General features: G+C 63.0%; 12 protein-coding genes. 10 read left to right on the top strand and 2 right to left on the bottom strand.

The features are described 5' to 3' along the window. Positions 1 to 222 precede the first annotated feature (222 nt). From IHE30_RS00970 to IHE30_RS00950, 5 genes are all read left to right on the top strand, one after another. Entirely contained in the window at positions 223 to 825 is a 603-nt protein-coding gene (locus tag IHE30_RS00970) for a TetR/AcrR family transcriptional regulator (protein WP_337688373.1), read from the top strand. Positions 826 to 880: 55 nt separating this feature from the next. Further along, positions 881 to 2,668 carry an acyl-CoA dehydrogenase C-terminal domain-containing protein gene (locus IHE30_RS00965; RefSeq protein WP_337688092.1) on the top strand — a complete coding sequence of 596 codons (1,788 nt, stop codon included), beginning with the start codon at positions 881 to 883 and terminating at the stop codon, positions 2,666 to 2,668. A 47-nt stretch (positions 2,669 to 2,715) separates the two neighbouring features. Further along, the gene (locus IHE30_RS00960; RefSeq protein WP_337688090.1) at positions 2,716 to 5,154 is read left to right on the top strand and encodes a 3-hydroxyacyl-CoA dehydrogenase/enoyl-CoA hydratase family protein; all 2,439 of its coding nucleotides are present in this window, start codon (positions 2,716 to 2,718) and stop codon (positions 5,152 to 5,154) included. A gap of 24 nt (positions 5,155 to 5,178) precedes the next feature. Then, a complete protein-coding gene (locus IHE30_RS00955; protein ID WP_337688088.1) occupies positions 5,179 to 6,378 on the top strand; it encodes an acetyl-CoA C-acyltransferase in 1,200 nt (399 codons plus the stop codon). Positions 6,379 to 6,537: 159 nt separating this feature from the next. After that, entirely contained in the window at positions 6,538 to 7,302 is a 765-nt protein-coding gene (locus IHE30_RS00950; RefSeq protein WP_337688085.1) for an enoyl-CoA hydratase, read from the top strand. A 79-nt stretch (positions 7,303 to 7,381) separates the two neighbouring features. Here IHE30_RS00950 and fdhD read toward each other — a convergent pair whose 3' ends face one another. Further along, entirely contained in the window at positions 7,382 to 8,389 is a 1,008-nt protein-coding gene (gene fdhD, locus IHE30_RS00945; protein ID WP_337688083.1) for a formate dehydrogenase accessory sulfurtransferase FdhD, read from the bottom strand. Positions 8,390 to 8,515: 126 nt separating this feature from the next. Between fdhD and IHE30_RS00940 the strand changes: the two genes are divergently transcribed. After that, positions 8,516 to 8,989, top strand: coding sequence for a nitrate reductase associated protein (locus IHE30_RS00940; RefSeq protein ID WP_337688372.1), 474 nt, complete (start codon positions 8,516 to 8,518; stop codon positions 8,987 to 8,989). A gap of 49 nt (positions 8,990 to 9,038) precedes the next feature. Here IHE30_RS00940 and IHE30_RS00935 read toward each other — a convergent pair whose 3' ends face one another. Beyond that, positions 9,039 to 9,440, bottom strand: coding sequence for an acyl-CoA thioesterase (locus IHE30_RS00935; RefSeq protein WP_337688081.1), 402 nt, complete (start codon positions 9,438 to 9,440; stop codon positions 9,039 to 9,041). Between IHE30_RS00935 and IHE30_RS00930 the strand changes: the two genes are divergently transcribed. The 4 genes from IHE30_RS00930 to IHE30_RS00915 all read left to right on the top strand — a co-directional run bounded on the left by IHE30_RS00930 (position 9,439) and on the right by IHE30_RS00915 (position 13,525). Then, a complete protein-coding gene (locus tag IHE30_RS00930; RefSeq protein WP_337688079.1) occupies positions 9,439 to 9,675 on the top strand; it encodes a hypothetical protein in 237 nt (78 codons plus the stop codon). The genes IHE30_RS00935 and IHE30_RS00930 overlap by 2 nt on opposite strands. Positions 9,676 to 9,796: 121 nt before the next feature. Beyond that, on the top strand, positions 9,797 to 10,747 hold the full coding sequence (locus tag IHE30_RS00925) for a LysR family transcriptional regulator (protein WP_337688077.1): 951 nt from the start codon (positions 9,797 to 9,799) through the stop codon (positions 10,745 to 10,747). Between the two features lie 314 nt (positions 10,748 to 11,061). Further along, the gene (locus IHE30_RS00920) at positions 11,062 to 12,381 is read left to right on the top strand and encodes a Glu/Leu/Phe/Val family dehydrogenase (RefSeq protein WP_337688075.1); all 1,320 of its coding nucleotides are present in this window, start codon (positions 11,062 to 11,064) and stop codon (positions 12,379 to 12,381) included. Positions 12,382 to 12,631: 250 nt separating this feature from the next. After that, positions 12,632 to 13,525, top strand: coding sequence for a glutamate/aspartate ABC transporter substrate-binding protein (locus IHE30_RS00915; protein ID WP_337688074.1), 894 nt, complete (start codon positions 12,632 to 12,634; stop codon positions 13,523 to 13,525). Positions 13,526 to 13,544 lie beyond the last annotated feature (19 nt).

Below are 13,544 nucleotides of genomic sequence, written 5' to 3'. Positions count from 1 at the left end.
CGGGTTCGACGGTGCGTCACGCAGCACCCCAAACGCGCGGGACCGGAGCACGGGCATCGAATCACCTCATCGCGTGGATGACTGGTCATCGTGCTGTACAGCACGGTCGTGCTTGTTAGAAACTCATTTCTAATAAATAGCTTGTTTCCACGGGCGGCCGCCCATAATAATAGTACGGCCGTTCTATTTTGTGGGGCAATGAACGGACGGTAAAAAATGGCGATGCGAAAAGGTGAACAAACCCGTGCGGCGATCCTGGATGCGGCGTTGGACTTGGCGAGCCGGGACGGGCTCGAGGGGTTGACGATCGGTCTGTTGGCCGAACGCATGCAGATGAGCAAGAGCGGTGTATTCGCACACTTCGGTTCGCGCGAGGATTTGCAGGTTGAGGTGATCCGGGAGTACCACCGGCGCTTTGAACAGGAAGTGTTCTTCCCGGCGATCCGGGAGCCGCGCGGGTTGCCGCGCCTCAAGGCGCTGGTCGGCCGATGGATGGAGAAGCGGATTCAGGAAGTTACCACGGGTTGTATCTACATCAGTGGCGCCGTCGAGTACGATGATCGAGCCGCCAGCGCCGTGCGCGAGGAACTCGCACGCAGCGTCAGTACCTGGCGTGGCACGCTGATCCGCGCCATCTCGCAAGCCAAGCATGAAGGGCATCTGCGTGCAGACACCGACCCGCGGCTGATGCTGTTCGAGTTGTACAGCGTGACCCTCGGGCTGCACCACGATGCGCGTTTTTTGCGCTTGCCGGATGCGGTCGAGGTCGCGTGGCGGGTACTCGACAAGGTTTTTGTGTCGTATCAAAGCGACGCTGGTCGCTGACGCGGGCAGATCACCCCCGCGCATCGCCGGTGCCTTAGTCAAAACGGAGAGAGTCATGGGACAGTACGCTGCACCGTTGCGCGACATGCAATTCGTCTTGCACGAATTGCTGAACGTCGAAGCCGAACTGAAGCAACTGCCTAAGCACGCGGATCTGGATGCCGATACGATCAATGCGGTGCTGCAAGAGGCGGGCAAGTTCTGCTCCGAGGTCCTGTTTCCGTTGAACCAGGTTGGCGACCAGCAGGGTTGCACGTATGTCGGCGACGGCGTGGTGACCACGCCCGAGGGCTTCAAGCAAGCGTACCAGCAGTATGTCGAGGCCGGCTGGCCGGCGTTGGGCTGCGATCCGGCCTATGGCGGCCAGGGCTTGCCCGCGTTTGTGAACAACGCGCTGTACGAGATGCTCAACTCGGCGAACCAGGCATGGACCATGTATCCTGGCCTGTCGCACGGCGCGTACGAATGCCTGCGCGCGCACGGCACGCCGGAGCTTCAACAGCGGTATCTGCCAAAGCTGGTATCCGGTCAGTGGACCGGCACGATGTGCTTGACCGAGCCGCATTGCGGCACCGACCTTGGGATCCTGCGCACGCGGGCCGAACCCAACGGCGACGGTTCGTACTCGATTACCGGCACAAAGATCTTTATTTCGAGCGGCGAGCACGACCTCGCCGACAACATCGTCCACCTGGTGCTCGCGCGGTTGCCGGACGCGCCGGCGGGGACTAAGGGCATTTCATTGTTCATCGTGCCCAAGTTTATCCCGGACGACAACGGCGAGCCTGGGCAGCGCAACGGCGTCAAGTGTGGCTCGATCGAGCATAAGATGGGCATCCATGGCAATGCGACGTGCGTAATCAACCTGGATGATGCCAAGGGCTGGCTGGTCGGCGAGCCGAACAAGGGCTTGAATGCAATGTTCGTGATGATGAATACGGCGCGGCTCGGCGTGGGCATGCAAGGCTTGGGGCTGACCGAGGTCGCGTATCAGAACTCGCTCGCCTACGCGAGGCAGCGGCTACAGATGCGCTCGCTCAGCGGCCCCAAGGCGCCGGACAAGGCGGCCGACCCGATCATTGTGCATCCGGATGTGCGACGCATGTTGTTGACGCAGAAGGCTTACGTCGAGGCGGGTCGTGCGTTCACGTACTGGGCGGCCCTGCAGATTGACAAGGAGCTGTCGCACGAGGACGAGACGGTGCGCCGGGACGCGGCCGACCTGGTTGCGTTGCTCACGCCGGTCATTAAGGCGTTCCTGACCGACAACGCGTTCGAGGCGACCAACCACGCCATGCAGGTGTTTGGCGGCCATGGCTATATCGCTGAGTGGGGCATGGAGCAATATGTGCGCGATGCGCGTATCAACATGATCTACGAAGGTACCAACACGATTCAGTCGCTGGACCTACTGGGGCGCAAGGTGCTCGGTGACATGGGCGCGAAGCTCAAGAAGTTTGGCAAGCTCGTGCAGGATTTTGTCGAGGCCGAGGGCCTCAACCCCGACATGCAGGCGTTCATCAATCCGCTGGCGGACATCGGTGAGAAGGTACAGAAGCTGACGATGGAAATCGGCATGAAGGCGATGCAGAACCCGGACGAGGTGGGCGCCGCGGCGGTACCGTACCTGCGCACGATCGGGCATTTGGTGTTTTCGTACTTCTGGGCGCGCATGGCCCGTCTGGCGCTGGACAAGCAGGGTAGCGGCGACCCATTCTACCGGTCCAAGCTCGCGACCGCGCGGTTCTATTTCGCGAAGCTGTTGCCCGAGACGGCCTTCACGATACGCGCCGCGCGTGCCGGAGCCCAGCCGCTGACCGAGATCGACGAAGCGCTGTTCTAACGGATGGAAGCAGCCTCTATGTGAGCAGGCTCTAATTGGAGAGACACGTGAGCAATCTGATCATTCGTAAGGTGGCGGTGCTGGGCGCTGGCGTGATGGGCGCGCAGATCGCGGCGCACCTGATCAACGCGAGAGTGCCGGTGCTGCTGTTCGACCTGCCCGCGAAGGCGGGACCCAAGAACGGCATCGCGCTTAACGCGATCGAGCACCTGAAAAAGCTGTCGCCGGCGCCGCTTGGCGTGAAGGACGATGCCGCGCATCTCGTCGCCGCTAACTACGAGGACGACCTGGACAAGCTGCGCGAGTGCGATCTGGTGATCGAGGCGATCGCTGAGCGCATGGACTGGAAACACGATCTGTACAAGAAGGTGTCGCCGTATATCGGCGAGCAGGCGATCTTCGCGACCAATACGTCGGGGCTGTCGATTACCCAGCTCTCGGAAGGCTTCTCCGATGATCTGAAAGCGCGCTTTTGCGGCGTGCACTTTTTCAATCCACCGCGGTATATGCATCTGGTCGAGCTGATTCCGACCGAGCATACGCGCCCGGAGATACTCGACCAACTCGAGACCGTGCTGACTAGCGTGGTCGGCAAGGGCGTGGTGCGCGCCAAGGACACACCAAACTTCATTGCGAACCGCGTCGGCATCTTCTCGATCCTCGCGGTGATCACTGAGGCAGCCAAGTTCGGACTGCGCTTTGACGAGGTCGATGACCTAACCGGCTCACGGCTCGGCCGCGCAAAGTCGGCCACATTCCGTACCGCCGACGTGGTCGGCCTGGATACGATGGCGCACGTCATCAAGACGATGCAGGACAACCTAACCGGCGATCCGTTCTTCCCGGTCTACCAGACGCCGCCGGTGCTTGCCGCGCTGGTGGGCAAGGGCGCGCTCGGACAAAAGAGCGGCGCGGGGTTCTATAAGAAGGAAGGCAAGGCCATTAAGGTGCTGAACGCACAGACCGGCGAGTACGTGGACAGTGGCGCCAAGGCCGACGAGCTTGTCGCGCGCATCCTGAAGCGTGCGCCCGCCGAGCGGTTGAAGCTGTTGCGCGAGTCCACGCACCCACAGGCGCAATTCCTGTGGTCGATCTTCCGTGATGTGTACCACTACATTGCCGTGCACCTCGAATCGATCGCCGATAACGCGCGCGACCTCGACCTGGCGATCCGCTGGGGCTTCGGCTGGACTGAGGGACCGTTCGAAGGATGGCAGGCCGCCGGCTGGAAGCAGGTTGCCGAATGGGTCCAGGAAGACATCCGCGCCGGCAAGGCATTGGCCGACGTGGCGCTGCCGGCATGGGTGCTGGAGGGCCCGGTTGGGGAACAAGGCGGCGTGCATACCGCACAGGGCGCGTGGTCGCCAGCGCGGCGCACGTTCGTGCCGCGCAGCACGTTGCCGGTCTACCGCAAGCAGGTGTTCCGTGCCCCGCTGGTTGGTGAGGCCAGCAACGATCCGCGCACGTATGGCAAGACGGTGTTCGAGACCGACGCGGTGCGCGCATGGGTCGACGAGCGGACCGGTGAGGACGATGTGCTGATTCTGTCGTTCAAGTCGAAGATGAATACGATCGGGCTGAGCGTGATCGATGGAATCACGCAGGCAATTGATGTGGCTGAGCAGCAATACAAGGCGCTGGTGATCTGGCAGCCGACGTCGCTGAAGCTCGGCGCGCCGGGCGGCCCGTTCTCCGCGGGCGCGAATCTCGAGGAAGCGATGCCTGCGTTTATGATGGGTGGCGCCAAGGGCATCGAGCCATTCGTACAAAAATTTCAGCAGGGCATGCTGCGCGTGAAGTACGCGAATGTACCGGTGGTATCGGCCGCATCGGGCATTGCGCTGGGGGGCGGCTGTGAACTGCTGTTGCATAGTGCCAAGCGCGTCGCTCACGTGGAGACCTATATCGGGCTAGTCGAGGTCGGCGTGGGGCTGGTGCCGGCCGGCGGCGGGCTCAAGGAGGCGGCGCTGCGCGCGGCTCAGGCCGCAGCCGACGCAGGGGCGACGACGGGCAATTTGCTGCAGTTCCTGCAAAAGCCCTTTGAGGCGGCAGCCATGGCGAAGGTGTCGTCGTCCGCGCACGAGGCGCGCACGCTCGGCTATCTAAAGCCGTCGGACACGATTGTCTTGAATGTGCACGAATTGCTCGACACCGCAAAGCACGAAGCGCGCATGCTGGCGGCGGCTGGCTATCGCCCCCCGTTGCCGGCCAACGCGATCCCGGTGGCGGGACGCTCGGCGATTTCAACGATCAAGGCGTCGCTGGTTAACATGCGCGACGGGCGCTTTATCAGCGAACACGATTTCCTGATCGCCAGCCGCATCGCTGAAACGATCTGCGGTGGGGACGTCGAAGCGGGCAGTACCGTTGATGAGGCGTGGTTGCTCGCGCTCGAGCGCCGGGCGTTCGTTGCGCTGCTCGGCACGCAGAAGACGCAGGAACGGATCATGGGCATGCTGCAGACCGGCAAGCCGGTGCGTAACTAACGCGGCCCGACAAGGAGTCTGAAGATGAGCAAACAAGTGCAAGATGCCTACATCGTCGCGGCCAGCCGCACGCCGGTCGGCAAGGCGCCGCGCGGTGCTTTCCGCAATACGCGCCCTGACGAGTTGCTGACTCACGCGATCCGCTCGGCTCTCGCGCAGGTGCCGGCGCTCGATACGAAGCTGATCGAGGATGCCATCGTCGGCTGTGCGATCCCGGAGGCGGAGCAGGGCCTGAACGTCGCGCGCATCGGCGCGCTGCTGGCGGGCCTGCCGTCCAGTGTTGGCGGTGTCACGGTGAACCGCTTTTGCGCGTCCGGCGTGACCGCGCTGGCGATAGCGGCCGACCGCATCCGGGTCGGCGAAGCGGATGTGATGCTCGCCGGCGGCTGCGAGTCGATGAGCATGGTGCCGATGATGGGCAACAAGCCATCGTTGTCACCGCATATCTTCGATGCCAACGAGCATATCGGCATTGCCTATGGAATGGGGCTGACCGCCGAGCGCGTGGCGCAGCGCTGGGAAGTGTCGCGCGAGGTGCAGGACGAATTTTCGCTGCGTTCGCACCAAAAGGCGTTGGCCGCTCAGCAGGCGGGCGAATTTGCCGACGAGATTGCGCCATACACGGTGACGGACCGCGTGCCGGATCTGGCGAGCGGCCAGATCGTCGTGAACGCGCGTGAGATCGCGCTGGACGAGGGGCCCCGTGCCGACACGACGCTGGAAGGGCTTAGCAAGCTCAAGACCGTGTTCGCGAACAAGGGCACGGTGACGGCCGGTAACAGCTCGCAGACTTCGGATGGCGCCGGTGCACTGATCGTGGTGTCGGAAAAGATCCTTAAGCAATTCAACCTTACACCGCTGGCGCGCTTCGTGAGCTTTGCGGTGCGTGGCGTGCCGCCGGAGATCATGGGCATCGGCCCGAAGGAAGCCATTCCGGCCGCGCTGAAGTCCGCCGGCCTGGCGTTGCAGGACATCGACTGGATTGAATTGAACGAGGCGTTTGCCGCGCAGGCGCTGGCGGTGATCGGGGAGCTGGGGCTTGACCAGACCAAGGTGAACCCGCTGGGCGGCGCGATTGCATTGGGCCACCCGCTGGGCGCCACGGGGGCGATCCGCGCCGCCACGCTCGTGCACGGGCTGCGTCGTCGCAAGCAGAAGTACGGCATGGTGACGATGTGCGTCGGGACCGGCATGGGTGCCGCCGGTATCCTCGAGCGGGTATAACGCGCCGATGCGTCGGGACGCATACCTGTCGCGACGCATCGACGGCTCGCGGGCAGCGCTTGGCGAGCCGTTTTTTATTCGCCGCTCGCGCGACGGCTCATCCCGGGTTGCCCTACCCGCGTGCCGCGTGCGATCGGTCAACCGAGGAGACATCGGACGATGGATCTCGTAATTGGACGTGCGCGCGGCGTGTTGACCCTCCAGTTGAACCGGCCGGACAAGAAAAATGCGATGACGGCCGCGATGTACCAGTCGATGGCCGACGCGTTCGCGCAGGCCCGCAATGATGCGTCGGTGCGCGCGATCTTGATTCGTGGCCATGATGGGGTGTTTTGCGCAGGCAATGACCTAGAGGACTTTATGCAGCGGCCACTGTCCGGGCCGGATGCTCCGGTGCTCCAGTTCCTGCAGCAGATCAGTACGACGGCTAAGCCGATCGTTGCCGCGGTGTCGGGCCCGGCGGTCGGCATCGGCACGACGCTGCTGCTGCATTGCGACCTGGTCTACGCGGCCGACAACGCGCGCTTCTCGCTGCCGTTCACGCAACTCGGGCTGTGCCCCGAGGCGGCGTCAAGCCTGTTGCTGCCGCGGCTGGCCGGCTACCAGCGCGCCGCGCAGACGCTGCTGCTTGGCGAGCCATTCGATGCGCATGAGGCCCAAGCGATTGGCATCGTGAGCCGGGTGTTGCCGCTCGCGCAGTTGCATGCATTCGCGCTGGCGCAGGCGGCGAAGCTTGTGGCGCTGCCCGCGTCGTCGCTGCGCGTGACCAAGATGCTGCTCAAGCAGGACGCACAGGCACAGGTCGCGCAGCGCATTGCCGAGGAGGCGGAGCAATTCGACCGGATGTTGCACTCACCGCAGGCGCGCGAAGCGCTGAGCGCATTCTTGCAAAAGCGCAAGCCGGACTTCGCGCCATTCGAGTGATTGCCACGTCGGACAAACATCGGACGACGGGCTGTGCTGTCGCACGGCGCCGCCACGGCTCGCCGCCGGCCGTCCTCATCTAGCGGGGCAGTGCCGGCGCACTGTACTCGACGTAGCCGGACTCGCGACAAAAACTGACCAGTCGGATGCCGGCTTGGGCCGCGATTGACACGGCGAGCGCGGTCGGCGCGGAGATCGTCGCCACCATCGGCACGCTCACGCGCGCGCATTTGCGCACCAGTTCATAGCTGGCTCGGCTCGACAGGAACACAAAGCCGTCGCGCATGTCCTCGCGCGCGAGCACGAGTTGTCCGATCAGCTTGTCCAGCGCATTGTGCCTGCCGACATCTTCGAACGCATAGCGGATCGTGCCGTGGGCATTGCACCAGGCGGCTGCGTGCACACCGCCGCATGCTTGCATGAGCGGCTGGTGCGCCGGCAATTCCCGCACCGCGCGCGCGAGCGCATCCGCGGCCAGACGCTGCAGGAAACCAGTATGCTCGATGTGCTCCGGCTCCAGGTCGAGCAATTGCACGCTCTCAATGCCGCACACGCCGCAACCGGTTCGTCCGGCCAGGGCGCGGCGCTTGTCCTTCAGCGACGCGAACGCGTGCTGCACCAACGTGAGCTGTACCTGCGCGTAGCCCTCGTCGTGCATCAGCACCTCAATGTCATGGATTTCGCTGCCTGACGATACGATCCCCTCGGTCAACGCAAAGCCGACCGCGAACAGGTCCAGGTCCCGCGGCGTGCACATCATGACAGCGTGCGAGATCCCGTTAAATACTAGTGCCACCGGTACTTCGTCGGCGACAACATCATGCTCTACCTGACGCCCGCCGGCTGCCGTGCGCAGGATGGGGCGCTCCAGCAAGCCGGATTTTCCGGTATCGTCGTCGATGTGGACCCCGGTGTGGGGAATCGAGCCTGTATCGGTGTGGGTACTGGCGGTGCGGGTGCGGGTGTGGGTGCCGGTAGTATCAGTAGTGCCAGCAGCGGTATTGCTGGTGGCATTGGCATTGGCGCCGGCGTCTGTGCCGTGCGGGTGGGCAGCGCGCGGCTCGGTAGGCAGAGGCATAGGGAGCAATGAACGGATGACGATTCGATCGTCCTACAATACCTGAAACACGCGATGCCGGCTGCACGCGGTGCATCCGCGGGCGACCTGCCGATGCTCCGTGCCACTCATCGCCTTTTTCGGACGCTCATGACCATGCCGTTGCTCGATACTCCGCTATTGCTCGACTTCGAGGTTTCATCTTGTGAAAACCTCACGTATATCCCGCTGGCGGTCCGCTACAATCTGGACCGCTTTGGCGTGCGCATCTCGCTGGCGCAATGGCAGACGTTGCCCCACGCGGATCGTGAGCTATTGGCGCGCTTTCCGCTGGACGACGATCCACAGATCGAGCGCAGTTTCGACCAGGCGCTTGCCGAGATGCTGCGGACCCATCTTAACGCCGAGTCACCTATGCCGGCGCCGGACATGTCGTGCGCATGGCAGCGTACCGATGCGGTGCCCGACGCGTTGCTCAAGCAATGCTCACTGGCTGGGGTGACCCCGGTCAGTGTCGCCCGCTGGGCCACGCTGCCGCCGTTTCACCGATATGTGCTGGCCAAGCTGTCGCGAAAGCCGGTGGCGAACCACGATTTCATTCCTGCGATGAAGTCGTTCGGCCTAATCTGAGAAGCTATTGCGCACGTCCGGGCAATGTCGTTTAACGCAAATCGGGGTGTCAGTCGAGCGGTGGCAGTTCGCGCGGACGGCGCTGCAAATCGGTCGCGACATAGGTCAGCGTTGCTTCGGTAACCTTAACGGTCTCGCCGACCAGGCCCATGCGTTGCGCATAGACCGACACGTCGACGGTGATTGACGTGCGACCGGTGCGGATGATGTCTGTATAGAAGCTGAGCAGGTCGCCGACGAACACCGGCTGCTTGAAGACAAACGAATTGACTGCGACCGTGACGACGCGGCCGTTCGCGCGCCGCGATGCCGGGATCGCACCAGCGATGTCAACCTGAGCCATGATCCAGCCGCCGAACACGTCGCCATGCACGTTGGCATCGCGAGGCTGGGGCACGACGCGCAACGCCACCGGCTTATCATGGGGTAATTCAGTCAGGGACGTGGTCATGAGCGGTTCCTGCGTATCGGTGGGCCGGCCGGCGAGCCAGGCAGTTGTGGATGTCGATGCCAGGCCGGCGCATCGTGCGGCCTTCTGCGAGAGAGTAGAAGCCCATTATTTTACCGACAATCGATCCGCGATGCGTCGCCAAGCCGTCGATAGCTGCTGGTGCTTTTCTGGTTATGCTCATGACGACCGGCAGGTCGAACACGCCGATGCTTCCAGCCGCGCCGACGGGCGCTGAACGCTACAATGGAGGCTGCGCGCTGCGCCGTGGCCGTCTTCCGGTGTGTGGCGCAGCGCGATGTCGCGCGGCCCGACGCGTGGGCGCATCGCGGCGCGAGGATGGCTAACGGAGTCGTTGCATGGAACTGAAATGGCTGGAAGACTTTGTGTCGCTGGCCGAGACGCGAAGCTTCAGCCGCTCAGCCGAACTGCGGCATGTGACGCAGCCCGCGTTTTCGCGGCGCATCCAGGCGTTGGAAGCCTGGCTTGGCACCGAGCTGATCGACCGCTCGGTGTACCCAACGCGGCTCACGCAAGCCGGACAAGTGTTCTACGAGCAGGCGCTGACGATGCTGTCCCAGTTTCACGAAGCGCGCACCGTGTTGCGCGGCCACGGGCGAGCGCCAGCTGCGACGATCGAGTTCGCCGTGCCGCACACGCTGTCGTTGACCTTCTTTCCGCGCTGGCTGGACAGTATCGAGAAGCATACCGGGCGGGTCCATGTGCGGCTGCGCGCGCTGAACGTGCATGACGCGGTGCTGTCGCTGGTGGAGGGGGGCTGCGACCTGGTGATGGGCTATCATCACCCAAGTCATCCCGTTGCGCTGGATCCCGCACGCTACGACATGCTCGTGCTGGGAATCGAGCCGATCAGCCCGTTCGCCGCGACGACGCGCAGCGGCCGCGCGCGTTTCACGCTGCCAGGCACGAAGGAAGCACCGGTTCCTTACCTATCGTATACGCCGAATGCGTATTTAGGACGATTGACGGAGACGATCATTGGCACGGCGTCGGTCCCGCTATACCTGGATAAAGTGTACGAGACCGACATGGCCGAAGGGCTCAAGGCGATGACGCTGGCCGGCCACGGCGTCGCGTTCCTGCCGCATAGCGCGGTGGAGGACGCAGTGATGGCTGAGCGCCTCGTGCGGCTCGACCGTCCGATGCGGGGCGCGACTGCTGATCGATTTACGCTTGCAATGGAGATCCGGTTATATCGCGATAAGCTGGCGTCGCATAGCGACGAGGCCCGCGGCGAGTTGGTGGACACGGTGTGGCGCCTGGCGGCCGAGTTGGCTGCCGATGTGTAGTCGGCCGCTGGCGCGGGCATTGAACTGTGGCCGCTTGGCACAAGGCATGGGCACGGGTATCGACACGAGCACCGACACTGGTACTGGCACCGGCACCGATCCTGACGCCGGCACCGACACCCAAACCGAAAACCAACACCAACACCAACGGCGAGGCCGATCCGAAGACAGCGACGCCACAACGAGTTCTCTGACGCGCTGCGTGCGCCGCCGCACGTTATGCAAGAAAAGCATAGAGCATGATAATTCGGCATTGGATTTAGTCGTGCCGCTTTCTCACAATGGCGGCCAACTTGACCGAAGAGGACCTATTCATGTCCGCGCAGCAAACTGTTTCGAACGATTTACCGACGCCTTCCAAGCACGCTCTGCCGTCCTACTTACATGCCGATTCGCTGGGTCCGTGGGGCTCCTACCTGCAGCAAATCGATCGTGTTGCGCCGCACCTGGGCTCGCTTTCACGCTGGATCGAGACGCTCAAGCGCCCCAAGCGCATCTTGGTCGTTGATGTGCCAATCGAGATGGACGATGGCACGATCGCGCATTTTGAAGGCTACCGGGTTCAGCACAACACGTCGCGCGGGCCCGGCAAGGGCGGCGTGCGGTACCACCAGGACGTGACGCTGTCCGAGGTGATGGCGCTGTCCGCGTGGATGTCGATCAAGAATGCGGCGGTCAACGTGCCGTATGGCGGCGCAAAGGGCGGCATCCGTGTCGACCCGCGCAAGCTCTCGCGCGGCGAGCTTGAGCGGGTCACGCGCCGGTATACGAGTGAAATCGGTATTATCATCGGGCCGAACACCGACATTCCAGCGCCCGACGTCAACACCAATGAGCAGGTGATGGCGTGGATGATGGACACGTACTCGATGAACGTCGGCCAAACCGCGACGGGCGTGGTGACGGGCAAGCCGATCTCGCTGGGTGGATCGCTGGGCCGGCGCGAAGCGACCGGGCGCGGAGTGTTTACCGTCGGTTGCGAGGCGGCACGGCGCATCGGATTGGATATCGCGTCGGCGCGCGTCGCGGTGCAGGGGTTTGGCAACGTCGGCGGGATCGCCGCGAAGCTATTCGTCGAGGCGGGGGCGAAAGTGGTGGCGGTCCAGGACCACACCGGCACAATCTATAAGCCGTCCGGCATCGACGCGCATGCGTTGCTCGAGCATGTCGCGGCGCAAGGCGGCGTAGCCGGCTTTACCGGCGCAGAGCCGCTCGGCGACGATGATTTCTGGGGTATCGAGAGCGACATCCTGATTCCTGCTGCGCTCGAAGGCCAGATCAACGAGAAGAACGCCTCGCGGATCCGCACAAAGATCGTGGTCGAGGGGGCGAATGGTCCGACCACGCCGCTCGCCGACGATATCCTGCGTGAGAACAACGTGCTGGTGATCCCCGATGTGGTTGCCAATGCCGGCGGCGTCACGGTGTCCTACTTCGAATGGGTGCAGGACTTCTCCAGCTTCTTCTGGACCGAGGACGAGATCAACCATCGGCTGGAGCGCGTGATGCGCGAAGCGTTTGCCAGCGTTTGGCAGGTCGCGCAGGAAAATGACGTGTCCGTGCGCACCGCAGCCTATATCATCGCGTGCAAGCGCATTCTGATGGCGCGCGAGATGCGCGGCCTGTATCCGTGATCCATTGCTGAGTCTCTGAGTCCTATTGCTGCAATCTAGACAGACCGCGTGGCGCGAGCCCGCGGTCTGTCTTCGCATTGGCTGGGCGCGGCGCGATCATCGGCGGCGCAGTGGCGTCCTATCCGTGAGCCGGCGCGAAGCGATGTGCGGAGCAACGAACGCAAAAGCTCGTAGATTAGTACTTCAACTCATTACTTTCATAATAATGACTTTGCTACACTGACGCGAGTTTTCGCGAAGGAGATCGTGGATGAACATCAAGAAAGCCGCATTCACATTGGCTGCACTGGCTGCCCTGACCGGGGCCGCCCAGGCGCAGGAGACGGAGACGCTGAAGAAAATCAAGGATTCGGGCGTCATTGCGTTGGGGCACCGCGAGTCGTCGATTCCGTTCTCGTACTATGATGAGCAGCAGAACGTCGTGGGTTATTCGCAGGAGCTTGCGCTGAAGGTCGTCGAGGCGGTCAAGCATGAATTGAAGACGCCCGATCTGAAGGTCAAGCTGATTCCGATCACGTCGCAAAACCGCATCCCGCTCGTACAGAACGGTACGATCGACATCGAGTGCGGCTCGACCACCAACAACCTGGACCGGCAGAAGCAGGCTGTGTTCTCGAACACGATTTTCGTGGTGGGCACGCGGTTGATGACTAAGAAGGATTCAGGCATCAAGGACTTCGCTGACCTGAAGGGTAAGACGGTCGTGACCACGGCCGGCACGACGTCCGAACGGTTGCTGCGCAAGCTGAACCAGGACCATAACATGGACATGAGCATCATCAGCGCGAAGGACCATGGCGAGTCATTCTTGACGCTGTCGACCGGCCGTGCCGCCGCGTTTATGATGGATGACGCGCTGCTCGCCGGCGAACGCGCGAAGTCGAGCCATCCGGGCGACTTCGTGATCGTCGGCACCCCGCAATCGCACGAAGCGTACGGCTGCATGATGCGCAAGGGCGACCCGGCGTTTAAGAGGGTCGTCGATGCGGCGATCGCAAAGGTCGAGACATCGGGTGAAGCGGCGCAAATCTACAAGAAGTGGTTTGAGTCCCCGATCCCGCCGAAGGGGCTGAACCTGAACTTCCCGCTGTCTGCCGACATGAAGGCGCTGTTCAAGAACCCGAACGACAAGGCGATGGACTGATCCGCTCGGTCACATTGTT

Source organism: Mycetohabitans sp. B46 (assembly GCF_037389205.1).
GTDB lineage: Bacteria > Pseudomonadota > Gammaproteobacteria > Burkholderiales > Burkholderiaceae > Mycetohabitans.
Note: the sequence above shows the minus strand (reverse complement) of the source record. Positions and strands in the feature narration are given on the sequence as shown.

Bases quoted from the DNA above. Each gene is read 5' to 3' on its own strand.
- IHE30_RS00925 (WP_337688077.1), top strand. From the start codon at position 9,797: ATGGAACTGAAATGGCTGGAAGACTTTGTGTCGCTGGCCGAGACGCGA.
- IHE30_RS00940 (WP_337688372.1), top strand. From the start codon at position 8,516: ATGCCGTTGCTCGATACTCCGCTATTGCTCGACTTCGAGGTTTCATCT.
- IHE30_RS00950 (WP_337688085.1), top strand. From the start codon at position 6,538: ATGGATCTCGTAATTGGACGTGCGCGCGGCGTGTTGACCCTCCAGTTG.
- IHE30_RS00970 (WP_337688373.1), top strand. From the start codon at position 223: ATGCGAAAAGGTGAACAAACCCGTGCGGCGATCCTGGATGCGGCGTTG.
- IHE30_RS00955 (WP_337688088.1), top strand. From the start codon at position 5,179: ATGAGCAAACAAGTGCAAGATGCCTACATCGTCGCGGCCAGCCGCACG.
- IHE30_RS00935 (WP_337688081.1), bottom strand. From the start codon at position 9,440: ATGACCACGTCCCTGACTGAATTACCCCATGATAAGCCGGTGGCGTTG.
- IHE30_RS00915 (WP_337688074.1), top strand. From the start codon at position 12,632: ATGAACATCAAGAAAGCCGCATTCACATTGGCTGCACTGGCTGCCCTG.
- IHE30_RS00965 (WP_337688092.1), top strand. From the start codon at position 881: ATGGGACAGTACGCTGCACCGTTGCGCGACATGCAATTCGTCTTGCAC.
- IHE30_RS00920 (WP_337688075.1), top strand. From the start codon at position 11,062: ATGTCCGCGCAGCAAACTGTTTCGAACGATTTACCGACGCCTTCCAAG.
- IHE30_RS00930 (WP_337688079.1), top strand. From the start codon at position 9,439: ATGAGCGGTTCCTGCGTATCGGTGGGCCGGCCGGCGAGCCAGGCAGTT.